Raw genomic sequence first — 21,394 nt, forward strand, 5'->3', positions numbered from 1 at the left:
CACTCTCGGCTTCTCCCCCACTCTCGGCTTCGCTCGAGCGGGGGGACCCCACGACGGGCTGGATGGGCTGGGCGGGGTGTCCGCTCGTTACCTGAGACGGGTGGGTTGTCGGTTGGCCTGGGTGGGGTCCGGGCGGTTAGGTTGCCCTCATGACCGACACGACTGCTCCTCGTACCACCGGCGCCGTGGGCGCCGGGCTCGCCACGATCGCCGCCGACGGCACTGTTCTCGACACCTGGTTCCCCGCGCCCGCGCTGAGCGAGGAGGCCGGTCCGGCCGGTACCGAGCGGCTGTCCGCGGAGAAGGCCGTGGAGCTGCTCGGGGACGGTGCGGCGAAGGCGATCGGGACGGACGCCCGTCGGGGTGTCGAGGTCGTAGCGGTGCGCACGGTCATCTCCTCGCTCGACGAGAAGCCGATCGACACGCACGACGCCTACCTGCGGCTGCACCTGCTCTCGCACCGTCTGGTCCAGCCGCACGGCCAGAGCCTGGACGGCATCTTCGGCCTGCTGCCCAACGTCGCCTGGACCTCGCTCGGCCCGGTCGCCGTCGACGAGATCGAGAAGGTGCGGCTCAACGCCCGCGCCGAGGGCCTGCACCTGCAGGTGACCTCCGTCGACAAGTTCCCGCGCATGACGGACTACGTCGCCCCCAAGGGCGTCCGCATCGCCGACGCCGACCGGGTGCGGCTCGGTGCGCACCTCGCCGCGGGCACCACCGTGATGCACGAGGGCTTCGTCAACTTCAACGCCGGCACGCTCGGCACGTCGATGGTCGAGGGCCGTATCTCCGCGGGTGTCGTGATCGGCGACGGCTCCGACATCGGCGGCGGTGCCTCCACCATGGGCACGCTCTCCGGCGGCGGCAACGTCCGCATCACCATCGGCGAGCGCTGCCTGATCGGCGCCGAGGCGGGCGTCGGGATCGCGCTCGGCGACGAGTGCGTCGTCGAGGCGGGCCTGTACGTCACCGCGGGCACCCGCGTGACCATGCCCGACGGGCAGATCGTCAAGGCCCGTGAACTCTCCGGCGCCTCCAACATCCTCTTCCGCCGCAACTCGGTCACCGGCACGGTCGAGGCCCGCCCGAACAACGCGGTCTGGGGCGGTCTGAACGAGATCCTGCACAGCCACAACTGATCACCGGCGGCCGTCACCGGGCGCCTTGCAGACCCCATAGGGGGGCGTAACGTCAGTTATGCCCCCCTTGCGGCATTTCCTGGGTCGTTCCCGGGACGCCTCGTGACCTCGAGGCGCCGCCAGGGGGAGGTGGCGGACTTGATCGGGAACGGAGTCGCGGGGCTGGACACGGGCACCCGCAGGGGCAGGGCGAGGCCACTGGCGTCTCGTCCGCTCGGCGTGCCCCGACAGTGCGGTCCGCCGCAGCGCGTGAAGCGGCCGAGGGCGGGGTTCCCGTGGCCGGGCATCCGGCCGACGCCTTCGGGTACATCCACACTTCGCATCGTGCAGCGAATGAGGCGATTCCCCATGCGGCGAAGCGCACTGTTCCTCCTCCCCGCGGCGACGGCGATGACCGCCGTGTCGCTGCTCTCGGGGCCCGCCTACGCAGGCAGCCCGCACTTGGTGAACAGCGCCACCTCCGTGAGCAGGTCGGGCAACACTCTGACCGTCAGCGGCAGGGAGGCCGGGCTCGGTGACGAGGCACAGGTCCACGTCGTCCTGAGCACCACCGCTCTGTGCATCAACGGCGGCGGCAGCCACCCGAAGGCCGTCAACAAGGAGTTCCTCAACAGCGCCGATGACTTCCCGGTGCAGAACGGCAAGGCCGACCTCTCGCTGTCGGTGACGGCTGCCTTCCAGCCGTCGTGCAGCCCGCCGATGACCGTCTCGTTCATCAACATCATGCTCACGGACACCACCAACAACATCTCGGTCAGCGTCCCCGGCACCTTCTGAGTGCGCCGAGTCCCCTTTGGCGCGCAAGGTCCGCGTCAAAGGGGGGCCCTTTCATGTCCGGACGGCAGCCGCGAACTCCGCCAGGGCCCTGAAGTCGTCCCCACGCAGGCCGAGGCGCGGGCTGACGTGGTGGAGGAGTGCGGGGCCGGCGTGGCGCGCGCTCACGTACTCCTCGTCCGCCGGGCTCTGCTCGTCGTCCACCCAGGCAAAGGGGCGACCCCCGGCGTACGTCACGATCGCCTCCGTCTTCCAGTGGACCCCGTCGGGCCGGAGCGCGAACAGGCCCGCGCCGAAGTCGACGTACGGCAGCTCCGGCAGGCCGATGACCGGGGCGATCCAGCGGTTGGCGGCGTCCATCCAGGTCGTGGCCCAGCACAGGTCGTAGTCGAGGGAGAGCAGTGCCGGGCCGTGGGACGGGTTCAGCCAGACCCGCAGGGCCCTGCCGGGGTGCAGGGCCACCCGGATCGTCGTGTAACCCTCGGGGCGTCGTTCCGGCTGTGCGGCCCACGGGTTGAGCGGGCCGTCGACGTCGAGGAACAGCAGGGGGCGGCTCACAGCAACAACGTACGGAAAATTTCTTCGTCCGGCAGGCATAGCCGCGGGCGGCGGGACGCGTCACAAGGGGCACAGGGGCGGGCACAGAGGCAGCCGCCGGGGAAGAGAAGGTGACGATGAATGCCGAAGGGCTGGACAGCTTCCGCGAGTTCGTGGACAGCAGGTCGTCGGCTCTGCTGAAGACGGCCGTGCTGCTCTGCGGGGGAGATCAGCACGCCGGCGAGGACCTGCTGCAGAACGCGCTCGTCAAGGCGGCGGGCAGGTGGCAGCGGATCGACGAGCCCGAGGCGTACGTACGCCGGATCCTGTACCGCCAGCAGGTCAGCCGCTGGCGGCTGAAGTGGCGCAGACGGGAGGTCAGCGTCGCCGAACCGCCCGAAGGGGGCGGGCAGTTGGGGCATTCCGGTGACTCGGCCGCCGCGGCCGAGCTGCGCGTCGTGATGCGGGCGGCGCTCGCCCGGCTCACCGCCCGCCAGCGCACCGTGCTGGTGCTGCGCTACTTCGAGGACCTGCCGGAGGCCGACGTGGCCCGCCTGCTGGGCTGCTCCGTCGGCACCGTCCGGTCCACCACCCACCGCTCCCTCGCCCGCCTGCGCGCCCTGGCGCCGGAGCTCGCCGCCCTCGGCCCGGCGGACGCCGAACAGCAGCCGTCCCGCGACTACTCACCCGTGGAGGTGCGTCCGTGAACGTCGACGAACTCGTGCGCGACGCCCTGCGCGAGCAGGCCGCCGGACAGCACCCGGCGGCAGCGGGGTTCGCCGACCGTGTCCTGGCCGTCCGCAGGCGCCGCCGTACCCGCAGGGTCGCGGTCGCCGCCCTCACCACGGCGGCCGTGGTCGCCGCAGGGATCGCGGTGCCGCTGCTCGACTCCGGCAAGAAGGACGTACGTCCGTCGGACGTCGTGGAACAGAGGAAGACCAAGGCCCACCCGAACCAGTCGCCGCCGCGCGATCTGATCGCGGCCGGGGGAACGGCGCTGGCCGCCTACTACAGTTCGCAGACGGTCAAGAGGACCGCGACCACCGCCGTCGGCCGGCGGACCTACTACCTGCTGAACCCGAGGACCGGCAAGTACGAGAAGTCCCCGAAGTGGTCCTGGGTCGCCGTCGCGCCGGGCCTGAGGACCGCCGCCGTCCTGGAGCAGGATCTGCCCGCCTCGCGGATCGGTCTGCTCGACCTGGCCTCCGGCGAGGTGAAGCGGTGGATCCAGGTCGACCACGGGGTCGGCGGGCTCGCCTTCTCCCGCGACGGCCGGCAGCTCGTCGCGACGACCTACAGCGAGAACCCCGACCTCAAGCCCATCCCCAAGAAGGTGAAGGGGGGCGGCGAAGTGAGCGTGGAGACGGGTTCGCACCGCACTGGCTTCTACGTCATCGACGTGGCGTCCGGCAAGGCGCGCTGGAGCCGGGTCGACGCGGGCGGCGGCCGCGGTTTTCTCGACGTGGTCAACTCCCGCCAGGACTTCGCCCTCACCGACGACGGCCGGTACGTCTGGGCCGGGAACCCGAACGGCGACATCGGCAAGGAGTTCTGGGACCTCACGGGCAGGAAGGTCGCCGTACCGGCGGGCTACAAGTACCTGGAGTGGTTCGTCGACGCCGGGAAGTCGCCGAACGGGAAGCTGGTCGCCGGGGACTTCGCCGGCGAGGGATGGAAGACCGCCTCCTGGGTCGTCGACGCCTACACCGGCAAGAAGACCAAGGTGCGCGGGCAGCAGCTGCTCGCCTGGGTCGGCAACGACCGGCTCATCGCCTGGGACATCGGCAAGGACGTCAAGAACGAGTTCCACAACCGGTTGGTGCTGGTCACCATCGGCAGCAACAAGGAGGTGCCGCTCAGCGGCTTCCGCACGGGTGGCGACGCGGATGCCGGGCGCTGGGAGCCGATCTTCGCCCAGCCCTGACGGTCACCCGGCCGTGAGCTCCTGGTAGGCCGCCAGCAGCCCGTCGACCGTCTCGCGGCCGGCGGGCCGCAGCGGGGCGCGGACGGTTCCCGCCGGCAGGCCGAGCTCGTTGAGGAGCGCCTTCGTGGTGACGGTGCCGGGCAGACCGGCCGACATCATCAACTCGATGAGCGGCGTGGCGCGTTGCTGGAGGCGGGCGGACACGGGGGTGTCGCCCGCCTCGAACGCGTCCAGCACGGCACGGAGTTCGGACGGTACGACGTTCGCCACGGTGCTGATGTATCCGGCGCCGCCCACCGCGTACAGGGCGAGGTTGTGCTCGTCGCAGCCCGCGTAGTACGCCAACTCGGTGCGGGAGAGCACCTTTTGGGCGGCGAGGAAGTCGTAGGAGCAGTCCTTGACCGCCACGATCCGGGGGTGCTCGGCGAGCCGGATCATCGTGTCGGACTCGATACGGGTGCCGGTGCGGCCCGGGATGTCGTACAGCACGACCGGCAGCCCGGACGCGTCCGCGACCGTCCGGAAGTGCTCCTCCAGCGCGTCCTGCGGGGGCCTGCTGTAGTACGGGCTGACCACCAGCACACCGTCCGCGCCCGCCTTTTCGGCCTCCCGGGCGAGTTCCACGGTGTGCCGGGTGTCGAAGGTGCCGACACCCGCCACGACCGAAGCGCGGCCGCCCACCGCCTCCCGTACCGCCTCGACCAGTGCCGCCTTCTCGGCGTCCGTGGTGGTCGGCGACTCGCCCGTCGTACCGGAGAGCACGAGACCGTCGCACCCCCGGGAGACCAGGTGGTCGGCGAGCCGCTGCGCCCCGCCGAGATCGAGCGCGCCCTCCTCGGTGAAGGGGGTGATCATCGCGCAGAGGGCACGGCCGAACGGGGCGGTAGTCGTCATGCTCCCAGTCTCGGCAGACCGACAGTGAAGCTCCACTTAATTCTTCTACGAGATATCGATAAGCGTTGCTGTGGTGCGGACGGCCAGACCCAGGTCCGGCCAGGCCCTATGTCCATTTCGCCCGCCATGGGTCAGCATGGTCGTGACGGTCATCGGCACCGGCCCATGGAGGCGTCATGAAGCTCGGCAAGGCACTGGCCACCGGAGTCGCGGAGGAACAGCCGCAGACCCATGAGGAAGAGCTCGAACTGCCCGAGGAGATCCAGGACGTCGAGGCGTCCGCGCGCGAAGAGGTTCCGGCGGCCCGATGAGACTGCGGCTTCCGGAGGAACGCCCGACGGAGCCGCCGACCGGATACAAGATCGCCCACCCGGTGCTGTCCCAGGACGGCACCCGGGCCGGGTTCACCGGTGTGTCGCTGGGCGGCGCGCTGCCGTACGGAGTCCTGGCCGACGCGTCCTGTGTCTACGGGCTGCGCCACCGGGCACCGCACCGCCGCTGCGACTGCGGCTTCCACTGCGTGCACGAGCGCACGGCGGCCGAGGCGCTGCTGTGCACGGCCGAGCACCGGGCCGCCGTCCTGCTGGAGGTCCTGGTCCTCGGCCGCTACATCCGCTTCGAGCGCGGCTTCCGCTACGCCCGCCAGCGGGTACGGACCGCCACGGTCGGCCCCTGTGTGTGCGGCGCGGTCGCAGCCGCCCTGGCCGACGCGGGCTGGGGCCGGCCCGGCTGGCGCGCGCTGGCCCCCTCCTGCGGGGGCTGCGTCCGCGGCCGTACGTCCGTCTCGCTCGCCTCCTTCGCGCGACTGGCCGGGGAGGGGCTGCGGGTGGTGGCGGGCAGCGGCGCCGCGCTGCCGGCGGCGGATCTCGCGGTGCCCGAGGGGCTCGGGGTGCCCGAACTCGTCGCCGAGGCAGCCCTGTTGCAGGCCCGCCTCGACTGGTTCCAGACCCAGCTCGGCCGGCTCGGCGAGCGCGGGCCGGGCGGTGGCCGGCAGGGGTAGCGGAGGTCGGCAGGGGTACCCGGAGTGTTCCGAACGGAGGAAGCCGAGAGAAACGCGAGAGGAGGCGACCCCGTGACCGGGACCATGCACCCCCAGCCGGTGCGCGACGGGCACCGCTCGGTGGGCGAGCTCGTCGGACAGGCCACCGAACAGCTATCCCGGCTCGTACGACAGGAAGTGGCCCTCGCCAAGGAGGAGTTGTCCGCGAAGGGCAGGCGCGCCGGGCGCGGTGGCGGACTGCTCGGCGCCGCGGCCGCGTTCGCCTACGCCGGTCTGCTGGCTCTGGCCGGCACGGGCGTCGCCGCCCTCTCGCTGGTGCTGTCGGTCTGGGCCGCGGCGCTCATCGTGACCGCCGTGCTGTTCGTGATCGCGGGCGTGCTGGCCGTGACCGGCCGCGCCCAGCTGCGCCGCGCCGCACCGCCGACGCCCGAGGAGACCCTCGTGAGCGTCCGGGCCGATGTCGAGGAGATCAGGGAAAGGGCGCACCGATGACGGACAGGACGGGGCCGACCGGCGCCAAGGGACCCGATGAGCTGAGGCGGCAGATCGAGCAGACACGCAACCAACTCGGCGAAACAGTGGAGGAGTTGGCCAAGAAGATGGATGTGAAGGGACGCGCAAGGGCCCGCGCGGCCGACCTCAAGGACAAGGCGAGCGCCATGACCGTGCAACTGCGCAGCACGGCCGCGCACGCCGGCCATGCGGTCCAGGACCGGGCCACGCAGGCGGGCCATCAGGTGCACGACAGGGCCACGCAGGCGGGCCACCAGGTCCAGGACAGGGCGACGAGGGCCGGTCACCAGGTGCACGACCGAGCCCTGACGGCAGGCCACGCCGCCCAGGACAGGGCCTCCCGGACGGGACACACGCTGCAGCACAAGGCGGAGCACGACGTCCCCTGGCCGGCCGGCCCCGTCGTCAGGGCTGCGGTACGGCATCCGGGGCCCGCGCTGGTCATCGGTGCGGCGCTGGCCTTTGTCGTGGTGGTGGGCTGGCGGTACCCCAAGCGGTAGCAGATCGCTCCTGCCTCTGGCCCTGACGCCCTCCCACCGAAAATCTCAGTCTTCTGGACAAAAAAAGTTTTCGGTGGGACGGTGGACGCATGCTGGACGTCACCGTCATCGAGGACCCCGAGGCCGCAGCCGTCTCCCTGGACCCCGTCAGGGCCAGGCTGCTCGCCGAGCTGGCGGCCGGACCCGCGTCGGCGGCGATGCTGGCCGGCCGGGTCGGTCTGCCGCGCCAGAAGGTGAACTACCACCTCAAGGCGCTGGAGCGGCACGGCCTGGTCGAGCTGGCCGGGGAGCGCCGCAAGGGCAATGTCACCGAGCGGCTGATGCAGGCCACTGCGGCCTCGTACGTCATCTCGCCGCTCGCGCTCGCCGCCGTACAGCCGGACCCGGACCGTTTCCGGGACCAGCTGTCCGCGCGGTGGCTGCTGGCGCTCGGCGCCCGGCTCGTGCGGGACGTCGGCTCGCTGATCACCGGCGCCGCGAAGGCCCGCAAACGGCTGGCCACGTATGCGCTCGACGGCGAGGTGCGCTTCGCCTCGGCCGCCGAACGGGCCGCGTTCGTCCAGGAGTTGACGGCCGGCGTCACCGCGCTGATCCGCAAGTACGACGCGCCCGAGGCCGAGGGCGGGCGTGACCACCGGATCGTCGTGGCCGTCCATCCCACCCTCAAGGCAACCGAGCAGGACTAGGCAGGAGCCCCACCATGTCCAAGGAATTCGAGATCGTCAGAGAGTTCGAGGTCGACGCCACTCCGGAGGAGGTGTGGGCGGCGATCACCACCGGCACCGGCGGGTATCTGTGGCCGATGGAGCCGCCCGAGCCCCGGGTCGGCGGCAAGGGACCCTTCGGGTCCGAGGTCACGGCCTGGGATCCGCCGCACCGCTACACGAACCGCGTGGCGGACGTCGAGGGAATCTCCCAGCAGACCCTCAACCAGCTCGACTACACGGTCGAACCGCGTGACGAGGGCCGCCGGGCCTGGGTGCGGTACGTGCACAGCGGCATCTTCGTCGACGACTGGGACAACCAGTACGACGGCGCCGCCAAGCACACCGACTTCTATCTGCACACCCTGCGCGAGTACCTGGTCCACTTCGCGCCTCGGCCGGCCGCGTTCGCCACCTTCGACGGGCCCGAGGCCTCGCAGGCCGCCGACGCCCTCGCCGTCGTCGGGCGGGCGCTCGGTGTCGGCGAGGACGTGGCCGCCGGCACCCGGGTGACGGTCCATGGGCCCGACGAGTTCGACGCCGTGGTCGACTTCCGCAACCCGTACTTCATCGGGCTGCGCACGGACCGGGGCCTCACCCGTTTCTTCGGGCGCAACCACTGGGGTCACCGGGTCGGCATCTCCCTGCACGACTTCACACCGGGCGCCGACATCAAGGAGTGCGAGGCCGCCTGGCAGGACTGGCTGAACGGCGTGTTCGGCCAGTCCTGAGCAGGACCCGCCCGTTACGGGCGGAAGCGCAGCACCTGCGGGTCGTGGTCGCTGATCTGGTCGTTGAACTCCGAGTTGACGTGCACGCTGTCGTACTCGAACTTGCAGGACTTCCGGATCGACGGGCTGATCAGGATCTGGTCCAGGACCTGCTGGTTGCCCTGGTAGTCGTAGGTGTAACGCTCGTTCTTCGGCAGCGACTTGATCGCCGACCAGAGCTCGCCGTCACCCTCGAGGATCTTCGCGGTGTCGGAGAACTCGAAGTCGTTCATGTCGCCGAGCGCGATCACGTCCGCGTTCTTCTGGACGTCCAGGATGCTCTTGACGAACGCGTTGACCAGTGTCGCCTGGGCGTGGCGCTGGGTCTCCGAGCTGCGCGTCGGGGGCTGGTACTGCGAGGTCAGCCCCTGGTCGCCGCCCTTGGAGTTCAGGTGGTTGGCGATCACGAAGACCGTGCGGCCGCGGAAGACGAACTCGGCGGCCAGCGGCTTGCGGCTGGACTTCCAGGCCTCGTTCGCCGGGTCGATGCGGCCGGGGGAGGCCGTCAGCTGCGCCTTGCCGTGCACCTTGGTGACGCCGACCGCGGTGGTGGAGTCGCCGCCCGCGCGGTCCACGAAGGACACCCGCTCCGGGTTGAACAGGAGCACCTGGCGGATGTTGCCGCCGGGCTCGCCGCCGTCCTGGTCGTTGACCGGGTTGATCGAGCGCCAGTCGTACTTCGGGCCGCCCGCCGCGACGATCGCGTCGATCAGCTTGTTCACCGTCTGGCTCGCGTCGACCGTGCCGTCGTCCGTCGCGCCGTTGTTGTCCTGGATCTCCTCCAGGGACACGATGTCGGGCGACTGCAGGTTGTTCACGATCGCGGCGGCGTGCGCGTCGAAGGTCTTGTCGGACGGGTCGAGGTTCTCGACGTTGTACGTCGCGACCGCCAGCTCGCCGCGCGACTGCTTCTGCGTCGTCTCCCGCTGCAGACCGCCGCTCTTCAGCGTGCCCAGCTGATTCGCGACCAGGGTGTAGCCGCCGAACTGGTTGAAGTCCAGCGGGCCTGTCGTGGTGCCGGTCAGCGAGTCGCCGACGTTCGCCTTCGGGAAGTCGGCCGTCGCACCCAGCGACTGGATCTGCAGCCGGCCGGTGTTCTGCGACTCGTAGGAGCCGTAGAGCGTGCCGCCGCTGGGGGTCCGGTGCTCGTGCGGCTTCACCGTGACCCACAGCTCGGAGTACGGATCGGTGGCCGTGACCACGCGGGCGTCGGCGACCTGGACGTTCATGCCCTCCAGGGACTCGTAGTAGTCCAGGGCGTACGTCGACGGCTCCAGCGTCAGACCGTTGATCGAGCCGTTCGCGGCGGGGTCGCCCGCCGGGGTGTAGAGCGCGGGCACCGACTTCGCGTCGATCACCGTCGGGGCCGGGACAGCGTTGCCCGTGGAGACGGTGGTGACGGTCGGCTTGGTGATCTCGGTGACCGACTGGTTGCCGGACGAGGCGCCGCCCGGGACGTACTCGGAGACCGTGCCGGTGACCGTGACGGAGTCACCGACGGCGGCCTTCGGGGTGGAGCTGGTGAAGACGAATATGCCCTCACTGGTGGCCGGGTTGTCGTCCGGATTCGGATCCTGGATCCAGAAGCCTCTGGAAGAGCCGTAGGTGCGCACGCCGGTGACAATTCCGGCCACGTCGGTGACCTTCTGGCCGGCGTACGGAGAAATGCGCGTAGTGCCCTGGATGTCATGGATGCGCACGGAGTCGGCGTGCGCCGGCGAGGTCAGGGCTACGGCGGACGCCGCGGAACAGACGGCGGCGACGGTGAGCGCGGCGAGACGCGCGGAAGACTTGCTCGGCAACGGGATCCCTCCGGGGACATGCGTGGGTGCCGGGACGAGGGTGGTGCGTGGGACGGTCCGAGGCCGCGACCTGTGGGGCGGTGGCGACGCGCGTAGAAAATACAGTGAACATGTGTCCGCTTCGTTTCTACGCGCGTCAATCTCCTGTGTGCGCACGCCAGTTGTCAAGGTTTCGGCCATGTACGGACAGGGTCCGGGAGATGAACCGGGCGGCATGGGTGGAAATCCGTCTAGGCTGAGCGTTTGAGTGGTACGACACGCCCGAGGAGAACCAGCCGATGTCAGACAGCTCCCCCCTGCCGCCGGTGCGGCTGCATCCCGAAGCGGAGCTGGCGCGGGACGCGTTGGCCACACCGCTGCTCTCCCGGGCCGCCCGGCTCGCCCGCTGGGCCGGACCGGACACCCGGATCGACGCCGGGGGCGGGCTCGTCGAGGAACAGCTGCCGGCCGCCGCCGAACTGCTCGGGCTGAGCGGGGACGACGCGGCGGCCTTCGCGAGCGAGGCCTGGCGGGTCGCCGTGGACACCGGGCTGGTCGAGATCGTCGACTCCGAGGACGAGGACGAGGGCACCGTCACCGCCGGGCAGGACCTGGCACTGCTCACCCAGGGCTCGCCGCACGAGGTGCTGGCCGTGTGGCAGGAGGCCCTGGAGACGGTGCTCGCCGACGCGAGCGTCCCCGACCTGGACGACCTGGAAGGCGCCCTCGACGAGAGCGGCGAGATCGACTTCTCCCGGCTTGAGTGGGACCCGGAGGCGGAGGCCGAGTTCCTCGACGGCGTCCTCGGCAACCTCTATCTGCTCACCGTCAGCGAGGACGGCCCCGGCGACGGGCCCGTGCCGCTGCCCGCCCTCGCCGCGTCGATGATCGTGCCCAGCGACATGGGGGAGCCCACCAACGACGTCCTGGAGCAGGTCTCCGACGCGATGATGCGGCTCGACGACCAGTTCCGGCTGCTGGAGCCGGTGGGACTCGTCGAATACCAGCCGGTCGACGAAGCCCTGATGGCGGACACCGAGGAGGAACCCGCCGCCCGCGCCGACGACACCGACGTCTCCCGCTACGGCATGGTGCGGCTGACCCCGCTCGGCCTGTACGGGCTGCGGGCCCGGCTGCTGGAGGCCGGGGTCACGGCGCCCGCGGTCGGCGACCTCGTGGACAAGGGGGCCGACGCGCTGCTCGACGGCACGGCCACCTTCCCCCAGGCCGCGGCGCAGGCCGAGACCGAACAGTGGCTGGCCCGGCGAGAACCCCTCGCCGCCGCACGGGAGTTGCTGGCCGCGGCGCGTGGCGCGGACGCCGGCGCACCGCTGCGCCGGCTGCGCTGCCAGCAGGCGCTGTCCCTCGTCGGCACCGAGGCCGAACCCGCACTGCGCGAGGTCCTCGACGACCCGGAGCTGGGCGGCCTCGCCCGGGTCTGGCTGACCGAGCACGGCGCCTCGGACGTGCCGGCCCCGTCCGAGACGATGATCTTCTGGCTGACCATCGACACGATTGCCGCGCAGCTGGCTGCGGAGGGCAACTCCGAGGAGTTGCGGGCGCTGGTGCAAGGGTTGGCCGCCCAGCACGGCGGCTTCTTCGCGGCGGCTTGGCGGGTGGACCACCCTGCCACGGCGGACGTGCTGGAGGCGATGGGGCGGTTGCATCCGGACAAGCGGATCGCCAAGGAGGCCCGGAAGGCGGCGTTCAAGGCGCGGTCGCAGCACGGGGGGTGAGCGGCGCGCCCCGCTGGGTGTGCCGCGAAGCATCGATCGTCTGCGGGTCCGTCGTGGCTGGTCGCGCAGTTCCCCGCGCCCCTTTGGGGGCGCGGCGAACCGCATTGCTTAACAGTGATAGACCGTCGTGTGCTTGAACGACGACGTCGCTCCGTTGAAGCCGTACGTCCCCCGGTACGCCGGCGGGTTCTGGTACTCGCCCACGATGGTGACCGTCGTGGTGCCGTTGTGCTGCTTGGCGTCCAGTCGGATCGTGTCGCCGATGTAGCCGCCCGTGATGTCCCAGGGCGGACTGGCGATGGTGCCCGTGATCTGGCCGCCGAGAACGACGTACGGGTGGGTGTTCGGGTTGTACCGCACCTCCAGCTCCCAGGTCACCGTCGCCCCGTTGTGCAGCTCCAGCCTCGCGGTGGCGGCCACCGCCTCCGGCGACACCTCCTGTTGCGCAGCGAACGCCTCGTCGCGCGTCTTGACCTCGGCGCCCTGAGCGTTGTGGAAGCGGTGCTCCACCGACGCCGGGGTCCTCTGCCTGCGTGCCTGCGTGGTCATGGGATGAGCCTCCCCTCGTACGGAAATCGGTCGACCGTCAGGCCAGCTGCTCGGCGATCTCGATGCGCAGCAGCGCGCGGACGTTCTCGACGTGGTTGGCGATCGTGACGGTAGACGAGCCCGCGAACAGCAGGCCCACCGCGACGTTGTCCAGCGAGGTGACCAGGGAGCCCGAGTCGCCGCCCGCCGAGATGTTCGTCGTGAGGATCTGGTCCTTGAAGCGGGCCGTGCCCGCCGTGCCGTAGTTGACGTCGATCGTCGCGTCGACCGCCATGATCCGGCCGAAGCTGATGTTGGTCGTCCGGCCGGTCTTCTTCACCAGGTCGCCGACCGCGACATTGGCCTTGCGCCGCCAGGCGCGCGGCGCGCCGCTGAAGTACTGCTCACGGGTGGCGTCCTGGAACTCCACCGCGCCGAGCGCACAGTCCACCACGTTGTTCTGCCGCTCCAGCGGGATCTGCGGAGCGAACTGGATCGTGATGAAGCGGTCCAGCGTCGCGATCCGGTCCGCCGGGTCGCTGCCGCCGTCGAACACACCCGGCTGCACGATCGGACTGCCCAGCTGCGCCCGGTTGGAGTCCGCCAGCACATGGTTGTTGGACAGCACGTAGAACTTCGCGGGCGTGCCGAGGCCGGGGCCCGGCGGGTCGACCGTCGCGCCCGGCAGGAAGTCGTACACCACGCTGCCCAGCGTGCCCGCGGTCACCCGGACGTTGCCCACCGAGAAGCCCGAAGGGCACGGCCGCATACGGCGCTTGAGGATCTGCGGCTCGAACGCGGCCGGGGCGCCGCTCAGCTCCTCGAGCAACGGCTGGGTCAGCCGCGCCAGTTGCTCCTCGACGCTGCCGTCCGGCCCGTACGCCGTCCCGCGCCGCTCCTCACGGCGCGAGGCCGTCTGCCGCTGGGCGGCCACATGGCCGACCGCCACCACGTCCGTGGGCGTCCCGTCGTCCATCCGGTACGGCACCACGTCCCGCTCCGGCAGCATCGACTCCGGAACCTTCTGCGTCACGAACACCAACACGGCCTCCCTGCCGGTGGGTTCACCGCCGCTCCACTTCACGCCGTGGCCGAAGCCGACCACGTTCGCCAGCGGCTGCTCCCGGCGCAGGAAGTCCGACAGCGCCTGCTGCCGTGAACTGTCGCTGAGCTGTCCGCCGGTGGGTCCTCGCATCAGTTCGGGCTGGCTCGTCACGGCCAGACCACCTACTTCCCCGGTGTCGTCGCGGTTCCGGGGCCCGACAGCGCGGCGCTACTCCTGCGCGGAGACCTCGCCGATCGCGAGTACGCGCACGGGTACGCCCTCGAGTTCCTCCGGAACCACTTCCTCGTCCCTGAGCCGGTCCCGGGGCACCTTGCGGGTCACGAAGACGATGATGACGTCCCGGCCCGTGGCCTCGTCCTTCCCGGTTCCGACCCCCGTCACGTTGGGCAGGCCCATCAGCCGGCCCTCATGGAGGCTGCGCGCACGACGTGCGTCCACTTCGGCTCGCCTCCCCCGGGTTCTCCAGGCATCTGGGTGTCTATTGCCGTGCACACCGGCGGTCAAGGTGTCCTGCCTTAAATCATCGGATCGGTGACGACAAGCGGCATTCGACCTTCCTTACGAAGATTCGTCCGACCAATTACCCGGACACAAGGGTTTTTTGAATCCCGTGGTGCTGTGCGTACGGATTCATGGAAGAGAGCCCGTAGGTGTCGTCCGGTGTTCAACTCCCGTTCAGGCACGGGCGAAACGGTGGCGCCGACCCGAGGTCCGCCACCCTCCACGGCACACCCACCGTCACAGGAGACACCATGTCGCTCACCCGCAGGGACTTCGCCAGAAAATCCGCGATCACCGGTGCCGGTGTCGCGCTGGCGGGCAGCGTCGGCGCCCTGGCCACCGCCCCGGGCGCCCTTGCGTCCACCGACACCGAGGAGGCGGGCGAGGAGTCGGCCGGCACGCACACGGGCGTCGGCTACGGACCGCTGATCCCCGACCCGGACGGCATCCTCGCCCTCCCCGCCGGCTTCACGTACCGGATCATCACCTACAGCGGCAGGACCAAGCTGGAGTCGGGCGAGTTCACCCCCTCCAACCACGACGGCACATCCACCTTCGCCGGCCCCCGCGGCGCCACCCTCCTCGTCAACAACCACGAGCTGAAGGGCCCCCGCGCCAACTGGCCGCACCCCGTGCCCCTCACCGAGGGCCTCGTCTACGACCCCGCCGCATCCGGCGGCTGCACGGTCGTCGAGGTGCGCCGCGACCACGTCGCCGAGTGGGTCGGCATCGCCGGCACCTCCACCAACTGCGCGGGTGGCAACACCCCTTGGGGCACCTGGCTCACCTGCGAGGAGACCGAGGACAAGGCCGGCCAGAACGGCATGACCAAGGACCACGGGTACGTCTTCGAGGTCGACCCCGCCGACCGCCGCGCCAACCGCGACCCGAAGCCCATCAAGGCCCTGGGCCGTTACGCCCACGAGGCGGTCGTGGTCGACCCCAGGCGCGGCCACCTCTACCTCACCGAGGACGCGTCGACCCCCAACGGCCTCCTGTACCGCTGGACCCCGCCCGAGGGCTTCCGCCACGGCCGCGGCAAGCTCCGCACCCTCGCCGACGACGCCGGTGTCCTCCAGGCCTTCAAGTGCTTCGACTCCGGCGGCAAGTTCGTCGACGACCTCTCCCGCGCCACGAAGATCGGCACCGTGTACGGCGTCGACTGGGTGGACGTCCCCGACCGCGACGCCAGGACGACCCCCGTCCGCAAGCAGTTCACCACCGGCCAGGTCACCCGCGCCCGCAAGCTCGAGGGCATGTGGTGGGGCGACGGCGGCGCCTACGTCGTCTCCTCGTACGCCCGTGACGAGAGCCCCGTGCAGCACGACGGCGCCGTCTGGTTCTACGACCCGAAGCGCCGCACCCTCACCCTGAAGGTCCTGCTCGGCGTCAACCCCGACCCGTCCGCCGAGGGCAGCTTCGACGGCCCGGACAACATCACCGTCTCCCCATACGGCGGCCTCGTCATCGCCGAGGACGGCGAGGGCCTGCAGCACCTGTTCGGCGCGACCGACAGCGGCCGCACGTACCCGATCGCCCGCAACGAACTCAACATCGGCACCGAAGAGGAGCCCGAATACAGCGAGTTCACCGGCGTCACCTTCTCACCCGACGGCAGCACGCTGTTCGCGAACATCCAGGAGCCAGGGATCATGCTGGCGATCACCGGACCCTGGAAGCGCCAGAAGCGCGGGTAATTAATTCGGTCGCTCCTCCCGCGGCACGCCTCTTAGAGTGATGAACGTCCAGGTGCGAAGGCAGGACCTACTTCCACTCATAATGGGGCGGCCGCGGGTTCGAGTCCCGCCACCGGTACAACGCGCCGGTGTAGCTCAGGGGTTAGAGCACCTATGTCGGTTCCGCCGACCTCGATCTCTGGACACCACAACTTCATTGCACCTCCCGGTGCGAAGCATGTGATCTCGGGGAGGCGCAGCTCAAGGTGGGTGCCCGGTGCGCAGGCGGCGGATACTTCAGGGGACTGGTGGGGGAAAAGCCCTCATGCGGGTTCGAATCCCGTCATCGACCCGGGGTCGGTGTGGCGGAACGGAAGACGCGCCAGTTTATAAGCACCGCAACCGACTTCGACCTCGGACACCCTCCTTCTGCTGCGCCTCCCTCCGAAACGGAAACGAATTCGGGGGAATTCACCATGGCACGATTCAACACCAAGGCGGCGCGAGCGCAGCCCACTTCGCGCGTCACCTCGACGGGGCGCGTGCTCCGTACCTACGAGGGCGGCCGCGGCCGTGAGCGAGACGAGCGCTCCGAGCTTTTTCTGCTCGCGGTCGCCAACTTCGTGTCGCAGCAGACGTTTTACGAGAGCGGCGCCGACCGTGACGACCGGTTCGCGCGCCTCGTACGGCGCCTCGCCGTCGAGGACCCGGCCTGGACCGCCGGTCTGCTCGGCTGGCTGCGCGGCGAGGGCAACATCCGTACGGCCTCGCTCGTCGGCGCCGCCGAGTACGTGAAGGCGCGCCTCGACGCGGGCGCCACCGACGGCCCCTCGAACCGCCAGGTCATCGCCTCCGTACTGCAGCGCCCGGACGAGCCCGGTGAACTGCTCGCGTACTGGACCGCGACGTACGGCCGCAGCGTCCCCAAGCCCGTCAAGCGCGGGATCGCCGACGCCGTGCGCCGCCTCTACAGCGGCAAGTCGCTGCTGAAGTACGACACCGCCTCCAAGGGCTACCGCTTCGGCGACATCCTCAACCTGGTGCACGCCGCGCCGGATCCGGACAAGCCGTGGCAGGGCGAGCTGTTCCAGTACGCCCTCGACCGCCGGCACAACCCGGACACCGCGGTGCCGCCCGCCTCGAACCGCGTCCTGACCGCGCACCGTGAGCTGATGGCGCTGCCGGTGGCCGAGCGGCGCGCGGTCGTGACCTCGCGCCGCGGAGCGGAGCGGCTCGCGGCGGCCGGGTTGACCTGGGAGGCGCTGGCCGGGTGGCTGCAGGGCCCGATGGACAAGGCGGCCTGGGAGGCCGTGATCCCGTCCATGGGGGTCATGGCGCTCGTGCGGAACCTGCGGAACTTCGACCAGGCCGGGGTGTCCGACAAGGTGGCAGCCCAGGTGGCCGCGCGCATCAGCGACCCGGCTCAGGTCGCGCGCTCGCGGCAGTTCCCCTTCCGGTATCTCGCCGCGTACCAGCACGCGCCCTCGCTGCGCTGGTCGTACCCGCTGGAGCAGGCGCTCGGCCACTCGCTGGCCAACGTGCCGGCGCTGCCGGGCCGCACGCTGATCCTGGTGGACCGCTCCGGCTCGATGTGGGCGCGGCTGTCGGACCGCTCGGAACTCAACCGGGCCGACGCGGCGGCGATCTTCGGCACGGCGCTCGCACTGCGGGCGCAGGACGCCGACCTCGTCGAGTTCGGCACCACCAGCCGGCGGCTGTCGTTCGACGAGGGCGAGTCGGTGCTCAAGATCCTCGGCCGCTTCGGCGACCTCGGCGGCACCGACACCACCTCGGCGATCCGCGCGCACTACAGGGGGCAGGACCGCGTCCTGATCGTCACCGACGAGCAGTACGCCTACAGCCGCCACGGCCACCCGACCGAGCAGGTCCCGGCGAACGTGCCGGTCTACACCTGGAACCTCGCCGGGTACCGCGCGGGCCACGGCCCGTCGGGGACGGGGAACAGGCACACCTTCGGGGGACTTTCGGATGCGGCTTTCCGGATGGTGCCCCTGCTTGAGAGTGCTCGGGACGCCGACTGGCCCTGGGCCGCCTGAGCCGCACGATCGTGGCCCGCACCTCACGGGGGTGCGGGCCACACCCTTGCTCGCGCGGACGATTGACATCTAACATTTCAGTCGTGGAGGCCATACGACCCGTCGAGCGCACCCTCCTCAGGGACCGCGCCTACGCATCCATCCGCGACGCCATCGTGGCCGGGGAACTCGAACCAGGCGCAGTGGTGCGGGACGCCGAGCTCGCCGAGCGGCTCGGGCTGTCCCGGGCGCCGGTACGGCAGGCCTTCTCCCGGCTGGTGGACGAGGGGCTGCTGGAGAGCAAGCCGCAGAGCTATACGCGGGTCACCCCGCTCGTCACGGCCGAGGTGCGGGACGCCGCCGCCGTGGTCGGCTCCCTGCACGAGCTGGCCACACGGGTTGCCGTGCCCCGGCTGTTCGCCGCCGACGTCCAGGCGATGCGCGCGGCCAACGAGCGGTTCGCCGCGGCCGTCGGCTCGGGCGACGTCGACGGTGCCCTGCGCGCCGACGACGAACTCCACGACGTACTGGTCCGCGTCGCCGGCAACCAGGCGGCAGCCGCCACCATCGCCCGCTACACCCCCCTCATCCGCCGGCTGGAGCGCCGCCGTTTCGGCGAGAGCACCTGCCGTTCGCCCGGCCTGCACGAGCAGCTGATCGACGCCTGTGCGCACGGCAGCGTGGCTGAGGCCGTCCGCGTCACCGCGGAGATCTGGCGCACGCTCGCCGACGACCTCGCCGACGGCGACTGATCCCGACCCCGGGAGGACCCATGTCCCTTTCCTCGTACGAGCGTTACCCGCTCCTCTTCGGCCCTTCGCCCGTACACCCGCTGGAGCGCCTGACCGCCCACCTCGGCGGCGCCTCCCTGTGGGCCAAGCGCGAGGACTGCAACTCCGGTGTCGCCTACGGCGGCAACAAGACCCGCAAACTGGAGTACCTGGTCGCCGACGCCCTCGCCAAGGGCTGCGACACGCTCGTGTCGATCGGCGGAGTCCAGTCCAACCACACCCGCCAGGTCGCCGCCTGCGCGGCCCGCGCCGGGCTCAAGTGCGTCCTGATCCAGGAGAGCTGGGTGGAGTGGCCGGACTCCGTGTACGACAAGGTCGGCAACATTCTGATCAGCCGGCTCGCGGGCGCGGACGTACGGCTGGTGCGGGCCGGCTTCGGCATCGGGTTCAAGGAAAGCTGGGAGCAGGCGCTCAGGGAGGTCGAGGAGTCGGGCGGGAAGCCCTACGCCATTCCGGCCGGGGCCTCCGACCATCCGCTCGGCGGGCTCGGCTTCGCCGGATGGGCGTACGAAGTCGCCGAGCAGGAGCGGCAGTTGGGGGTCTTCTTCGACACGGTGGTGGTGTGTTCCGTCACCGGCTCGACGCAGGCCGGCATGGTCGCCGGGTTCGCCGCCCTGGAGGAGGCGGGCGGACGGCCGCGCCGCGTGCTCGGCATCGACGCCTCGGCCAAGCCCGCCACCACCCGGGAGCAGATCGCCCGGATCGCCCGGAACACCGGCCAACTCATCGGCGTCAAGAGGGAGTTGACCGAGGCGGATGTCGAACTGGACGAGCGGTACCACGCGGGCGTCTACGGCATCCCCGACGAGACCACCCTGGCCGCGATGCGCCTCGCGGCCCGCACCGAGGGGATGGTCACCGACCCCGTGTACGAGGGGAAGTCCATGGCCGGGACGATCGACCTGGTCGAGCGCGGGGAGATCGGCCCGCAGTCGACGGTGCTCTACGCCCATCTGGGCGGGCAGCCCGCCCTCAACGCGTACAGCGCCCTGTTCTAGGCGGCTTCACGCCGGGCGGCTTCCCGTCGTTGCCCCGTGATCACGAACGCCGACACCAGCAGGGCGGCGAGCGCGATCAGCGCGCCGACGCCGAACGCGCGCGCCGACCCCTCGGTGAGGATCTCGGCCGGGGTGCCCGACGCGTGCCGGGTCGCCGTGCCGAACACCGTGACCAGGACGGACAGTCCGAGGGTGCCGCCGAGCCACTGCAGGGTCTGCAGGAGCCCGGAGGCGGCGCCCGCCTCCCGCGGCTCGATCCGGGCGAGGATCGTCGCGTTGAGCGGCATGAAGCTCAGGCCGACGCCGATGCCCATCAGCAGCAGCGGCCCGAGCAGACCGGCCGGATAGCCCTCGCCGGGTTCGAGCCGCCACAGCCAGGCGGCCGCGGCGACGAGCAGGCCCATACCGGTGAGCAGGACCGGCTTGGCGCCGAACCGGGCCAGCAGCCGCGGCACGAAGCGAACGGTGGTGAACATCGCCAGGGTCATCGGCAGAAAGGCGAATCCGGCGCGCAACGGGCTGTACTCCAGGACCTGTTGGCTGATCAGCGTGAGGAAGTAGAACGCGCCGAACATGCCGGCCGGCAGCAACAGCACACCCGCGTAGCCGCCCGCACGGTTGCGGTCCGAGAAGAGCCTCAGCGGCATGATCGGCTGGGCGGCCCGGGACTCGGTGATCGTGAACCCGGCGAGCAGGGCGGCGGCCGTACTGAATCCGAGCAGCGCCTGGGTGTCGCTCCAGCCCGCCTCGGAGACCCGGATGAACGCGTACACGAGTGAGGTCATGCCCGCCGTGCCGGTCAGGGCGCCGCCCGCGTCGAACCGGCCCGCGTGGCGCGGGGTTTCGCCGACGAAGCGGGGCAGGGCCAGGGCCACCCCGATGCCTATGGGGACGTTGATCAGCAGGGCCCAGCGCCAGGACGCCCAGGAGGTGAGCATGCCGCCGAGGACCAGTCCGATGGAGGCGCCGATGCCCGCCATGGAGGAGTAGATGCCGAGGGCGTGGTGGCGGCGCGGGCCCTCCGGGAAGTTGGTGGTGATCAGCGCGAGGGTGCTGGGGGCGGTGAGCGCGGCGCCCGCGCCCTGCAGTGCGCGGGCCGCGAGCAGCCAGGCGCTGTCGGTGGCGAGCCCGCCGAGCAGGGAGGAGCCGGCGAAGAGCAGGACGCCGGTGGCGAGGGTGCGGCGGCGGCCGACGATGTCCCCGACGCGCCCGCCGAGCAGCAGCAGACCGCCGAAGGCGAGCGTGTAGGCGTTCAGGACCCAGGACAGGCCGGTGCGGCTGAAGCCGAGGTCCTGCTGGATGTCGGGCAGGGCGACATTGACGACGGTGGAGTCGACGCCGACCATCAGGTAGGCGGTGACGATGACGAAGAGGACGGTGCCGAGCCTGGCGGGGTGTGGTGGTGCGGAGAGCGTTTCGGTGGTGGTGCCGGACGGGCTGGACATGGAGTTCTCCCGTTGCGAAGCCCCGGGGCGGATGTGCGCGGGCAGCACGAAGTGATGGAGGACGGGCAGGCGAGGGCGGCC

The 21,394-nt window shown here is 70.9% G+C and carries 22 protein-coding genes; 15 read left to right on the forward strand and 7 right to left on the reverse strand.

All coding sequences use genetic code 11. The features are described from left to right. Window positions 1-149: 149 nt before the first annotated feature. Both dapD and ACFY1U_RS04790 read left to right on the forward strand, forming a co-directional pair. Window positions 150-1,139, forward strand: a complete 990-nt coding sequence (gene dapD, locus ACFY1U_RS04785; protein ID WP_390692678.1) for a 2,3,4,5-tetrahydropyridine-2,6-dicarboxylate N-succinyltransferase — start codon at window positions 150-152, stop codon at window positions 1,137-1,139. A 348-nt stretch (window positions 1,140-1,487) separates the two neighbouring features. After that, window positions 1,488-1,916: a hypothetical protein gene (locus tag ACFY1U_RS04790; RefSeq protein ID WP_390692679.1), complete on the forward strand. Its 429-nt coding sequence runs from the start codon at window positions 1,488-1,490 to the stop codon at window positions 1,914-1,916. A 51-nt stretch (window positions 1,917-1,967) separates the two neighbouring features. Here ACFY1U_RS04790 and ACFY1U_RS04795 read toward each other — a convergent pair whose 3' ends face one another. Then, on the reverse strand, window positions 1,968-2,471 hold the full coding sequence (locus tag ACFY1U_RS04795) for a hypothetical protein (protein WP_390692680.1): 504 nt from the start codon (window positions 2,469-2,471) through the stop codon (window positions 1,968-1,970). 116 nt (window positions 2,472-2,587) lie between these two features. Here ACFY1U_RS04795 and ACFY1U_RS04800 point away from each other — a divergent pair, with 116 nt between their 5' ends. Together ACFY1U_RS04800 and ACFY1U_RS04805 are read left to right on the forward strand one after the other, a co-directional pair. After that, window positions 2,588-3,157 carry a SigE family RNA polymerase sigma factor gene (locus tag ACFY1U_RS04800; RefSeq protein ID WP_390692681.1) on the forward strand — a complete coding sequence of 190 codons (570 nt, stop codon included), beginning with the start codon at window positions 2,588-2,590 and terminating at the stop codon, window positions 3,155-3,157. Then, window positions 3,154-4,374: a WD40 repeat domain-containing protein gene (locus ACFY1U_RS04805; protein WP_390692682.1), complete on the forward strand. Its 1,221-nt coding sequence runs from the start codon at window positions 3,154-3,156 to the stop codon at window positions 4,372-4,374. The genes ACFY1U_RS04800 and ACFY1U_RS04805 overlap by 4 nt, the downstream gene beginning before the upstream one ends. 3 nt (window positions 4,375-4,377) lie before the next feature. Here ACFY1U_RS04805 and dapA read toward each other — a convergent pair whose 3' ends face one another. Then, the gene (gene dapA, locus ACFY1U_RS04810) at window positions 4,378-5,268 is read right to left on the reverse strand and encodes a 4-hydroxy-tetrahydrodipicolinate synthase (RefSeq protein WP_390692683.1); all 891 of its coding nucleotides are present in this window, start codon (window positions 5,266-5,268) and stop codon (window positions 4,378-4,380) included. Between the two features lie 176 nt (window positions 5,269-5,444). Here dapA and ACFY1U_RS04815 point away from each other — a divergent pair, with 176 nt between their 5' ends. From ACFY1U_RS04815 to ACFY1U_RS04840, 6 genes are all read left to right on the forward strand, one after another. Then, the gene (locus tag ACFY1U_RS04815) at window positions 5,445-5,579 is read left to right on the forward strand and encodes a hypothetical protein (RefSeq protein ID WP_390692684.1); all 135 of its coding nucleotides are present in this window, start codon (window positions 5,445-5,447) and stop codon (window positions 5,577-5,579) included. After that, complete coding sequence (locus ACFY1U_RS04820; protein WP_390692685.1) at window positions 5,576-6,268, forward strand: hypothetical protein; 693 nt, start codon at window positions 5,576-5,578, stop codon at window positions 6,266-6,268. The genes ACFY1U_RS04815 and ACFY1U_RS04820 overlap by 4 nt, the downstream gene beginning before the upstream one ends. Before the next feature lie 72 nt (window positions 6,269-6,340). Then, complete coding sequence (locus ACFY1U_RS04825; RefSeq protein ID WP_390692686.1) at window positions 6,341-6,760, forward strand: phage holin family protein; 420 nt, start codon at window positions 6,341-6,343, stop codon at window positions 6,758-6,760. After that, the gene (locus ACFY1U_RS04830; RefSeq protein ID WP_390692687.1) at window positions 6,757-7,281 is read left to right on the forward strand and encodes a DUF3618 domain-containing protein; all 525 of its coding nucleotides are present in this window, start codon (window positions 6,757-6,759) and stop codon (window positions 7,279-7,281) included. Before ACFY1U_RS04825 ends, ACFY1U_RS04830 begins: the two co-directional genes overlap by 4 nt. Window positions 7,282-7,370: 89 nt before the next feature. Further along, window positions 7,371-7,967: an ArsR/SmtB family transcription factor gene (locus tag ACFY1U_RS04835; protein WP_390692688.1), complete on the forward strand. Its 597-nt coding sequence runs from the start codon at window positions 7,371-7,373 to the stop codon at window positions 7,965-7,967. A 14-nt stretch (window positions 7,968-7,981) separates the two neighbouring features. Next, the gene (locus ACFY1U_RS04840; protein WP_390692689.1) at window positions 7,982-8,716 is read left to right on the forward strand and encodes an SRPBCC domain-containing protein; all 735 of its coding nucleotides are present in this window, start codon (window positions 7,982-7,984) and stop codon (window positions 8,714-8,716) included. A gap of 14 nt (window positions 8,717-8,730) precedes the next feature. Here the strand turns inward: ACFY1U_RS04840 and ACFY1U_RS04845 are convergent, their stop codons facing one another. Continuing rightward, window positions 8,731-10,557 (reverse strand): endonuclease/exonuclease/phosphatase family protein, encoded by a 1,827-nt coding sequence (locus tag ACFY1U_RS04845; protein WP_390692690.1) that lies wholly within the window; start codon window positions 10,555-10,557, stop codon window positions 8,731-8,733. Between the two features lie 278 nt (window positions 10,558-10,835). Between ACFY1U_RS04845 and ACFY1U_RS04850 the strand changes: the two genes are divergently transcribed. After that, on the forward strand, window positions 10,836-12,272 hold the full coding sequence (locus tag ACFY1U_RS04850) for a hypothetical protein (protein ID WP_390692691.1): 1,437 nt from the start codon (window positions 10,836-10,838) through the stop codon (window positions 12,270-12,272). A gap of 108 nt (window positions 12,273-12,380) precedes the next feature. On the opposite strand, the gene ACFY1U_RS04855 is transcribed toward ACFY1U_RS04850, so the two are convergent. The 3 genes from ACFY1U_RS04855 to ACFY1U_RS04865 are packed head-to-tail and all read right to left on the reverse strand — an operon-like array spanning window position 12,381 to window position 14,304. Continuing rightward, a complete protein-coding gene (locus tag ACFY1U_RS04855; protein WP_390692692.1) occupies window positions 12,381-12,821 on the reverse strand; it encodes a hypothetical protein in 441 nt (146 codons plus the stop codon). Window positions 12,822-12,858: 37 nt separating this feature from the next. Further along, window positions 12,859-14,016, reverse strand: coding sequence for a hypothetical protein (locus ACFY1U_RS04860; RefSeq protein ID WP_390692693.1), 1,158 nt, complete (start codon window positions 14,014-14,016; stop codon window positions 12,859-12,861). Between the two features lie 57 nt (window positions 14,017-14,073). Further along, window positions 14,074-14,304 carry a hypothetical protein gene (locus ACFY1U_RS04865; RefSeq protein ID WP_390692694.1) on the reverse strand — a complete coding sequence of 77 codons (231 nt, stop codon included), beginning with the start codon at window positions 14,302-14,304 and terminating at the stop codon, window positions 14,074-14,076. A gap of 314 nt (window positions 14,305-14,618) precedes the next feature. Here ACFY1U_RS04865 and ACFY1U_RS04870 point away from each other — a divergent pair, with 314 nt between their 5' ends. The 4 genes from ACFY1U_RS04870 to ACFY1U_RS04885 all read left to right on the forward strand — a co-directional run bounded on the left by ACFY1U_RS04870 (window position 14,619) and on the right by ACFY1U_RS04885 (window position 19,868). After that, the gene (locus ACFY1U_RS04870; RefSeq protein ID WP_390692695.1) at window positions 14,619-16,064 is read left to right on the forward strand and encodes an alkaline phosphatase PhoX; all 1,446 of its coding nucleotides are present in this window, start codon (window positions 14,619-14,621) and stop codon (window positions 16,062-16,064) included. 455 nt (window positions 16,065-16,519) lie between these two features. Further along, entirely contained in the window at window positions 16,520-18,100 is a 1,581-nt protein-coding gene (locus tag ACFY1U_RS04875; protein ID WP_390692696.1) for a TROVE domain-containing protein, read from the forward strand. An 83-nt stretch (window positions 18,101-18,183) separates the two neighbouring features. Further along, window positions 18,184-18,831 carry a GntR family transcriptional regulator gene (locus ACFY1U_RS04880; RefSeq protein WP_390692697.1) on the forward strand — a complete coding sequence of 216 codons (648 nt, stop codon included), beginning with the start codon at window positions 18,184-18,186 and terminating at the stop codon, window positions 18,829-18,831. A gap of 20 nt (window positions 18,832-18,851) precedes the next feature. After that, a complete protein-coding gene (locus ACFY1U_RS04885) occupies window positions 18,852-19,868 on the forward strand; it encodes a 1-aminocyclopropane-1-carboxylate deaminase (RefSeq protein ID WP_390692698.1) in 1,017 nt (338 codons plus the stop codon). Here ACFY1U_RS04885 and ACFY1U_RS04890 read toward each other — a convergent pair. After that, window positions 19,865-21,313: an MFS transporter gene (locus tag ACFY1U_RS04890; protein ID WP_390692699.1), complete on the reverse strand. Its 1,449-nt coding sequence runs from the start codon at window positions 21,311-21,313 to the stop codon at window positions 19,865-19,867. The genes ACFY1U_RS04885 and ACFY1U_RS04890 overlap by 4 nt on opposite strands. Window positions 21,314-21,394 lie beyond the last annotated feature (81 nt).

This window comes from Streptomyces sp. NPDC001351 (genome assembly GCF_042896045.1).
In the GTDB taxonomy this organism is placed as follows: domain Bacteria; phylum Actinomycetota; class Actinomycetes; order Streptomycetales; family Streptomycetaceae; genus Streptomyces.

Bases quoted from the DNA above. Each gene is read 5' to 3' on its own strand.
- dapD (WP_390692678.1), top strand. From the start codon at position 150: ATGACCGACACGACTGCTCCTCGTACCACCGGCGCCGTGGGCGCCGGG.
- ACFY1U_RS04790 (WP_390692679.1), top strand. From the start codon at position 1,488: ATGCGGCGAAGCGCACTGTTCCTCCTCCCCGCGGCGACGGCGATGACC.
- ACFY1U_RS04800 (WP_390692681.1), top strand. From the start codon at position 2,588: ATGAATGCCGAAGGGCTGGACAGCTTCCGCGAGTTCGTGGACAGCAGG.
- dapA (WP_390692683.1), bottom strand. From the start codon at position 5,268: ATGACGACTACCGCCCCGTTCGGCCGTGCCCTCTGCGCGATGATCACC.
- ACFY1U_RS04815 (WP_390692684.1), top strand. From the start codon at position 5,445: ATGAAGCTCGGCAAGGCACTGGCCACCGGAGTCGCGGAGGAACAGCCG.
- ACFY1U_RS04820 (WP_390692685.1), top strand. From the start codon at position 5,576: ATGAGACTGCGGCTTCCGGAGGAACGCCCGACGGAGCCGCCGACCGGA.
- ACFY1U_RS04830 (WP_390692687.1), top strand. From the start codon at position 6,757: ATGACGGACAGGACGGGGCCGACCGGCGCCAAGGGACCCGATGAGCTG.
- ACFY1U_RS04835 (WP_390692688.1), top strand. From the start codon at position 7,371: ATGCTGGACGTCACCGTCATCGAGGACCCCGAGGCCGCAGCCGTCTCC.
- ACFY1U_RS04840 (WP_390692689.1), top strand. From the start codon at position 7,982: ATGTCCAAGGAATTCGAGATCGTCAGAGAGTTCGAGGTCGACGCCACT.
- ACFY1U_RS04850 (WP_390692691.1), top strand. From the start codon at position 10,836: ATGTCAGACAGCTCCCCCCTGCCGCCGGTGCGGCTGCATCCCGAAGCG.
- ACFY1U_RS04855 (WP_390692692.1), bottom strand. From the start codon at position 12,821: ATGACCACGCAGGCACGCAGGCAGAGGACCCCGGCGTCGGTGGAGCAC.
- ACFY1U_RS04870 (WP_390692695.1), top strand. From the start codon at position 14,619: ATGTCGCTCACCCGCAGGGACTTCGCCAGAAAATCCGCGATCACCGGT.
- ACFY1U_RS04875 (WP_390692696.1), top strand. From the start codon at position 16,520: ATGGCACGATTCAACACCAAGGCGGCGCGAGCGCAGCCCACTTCGCGC.
- ACFY1U_RS04885 (WP_390692698.1), top strand. From the start codon at position 18,852: ATGTCCCTTTCCTCGTACGAGCGTTACCCGCTCCTCTTCGGCCCTTCG.
- ACFY1U_RS04890 (WP_390692699.1), bottom strand. From the start codon at position 21,313: ATGTCCAGCCCGTCCGGCACCACCACCGAAACGCTCTCCGCACCACCA.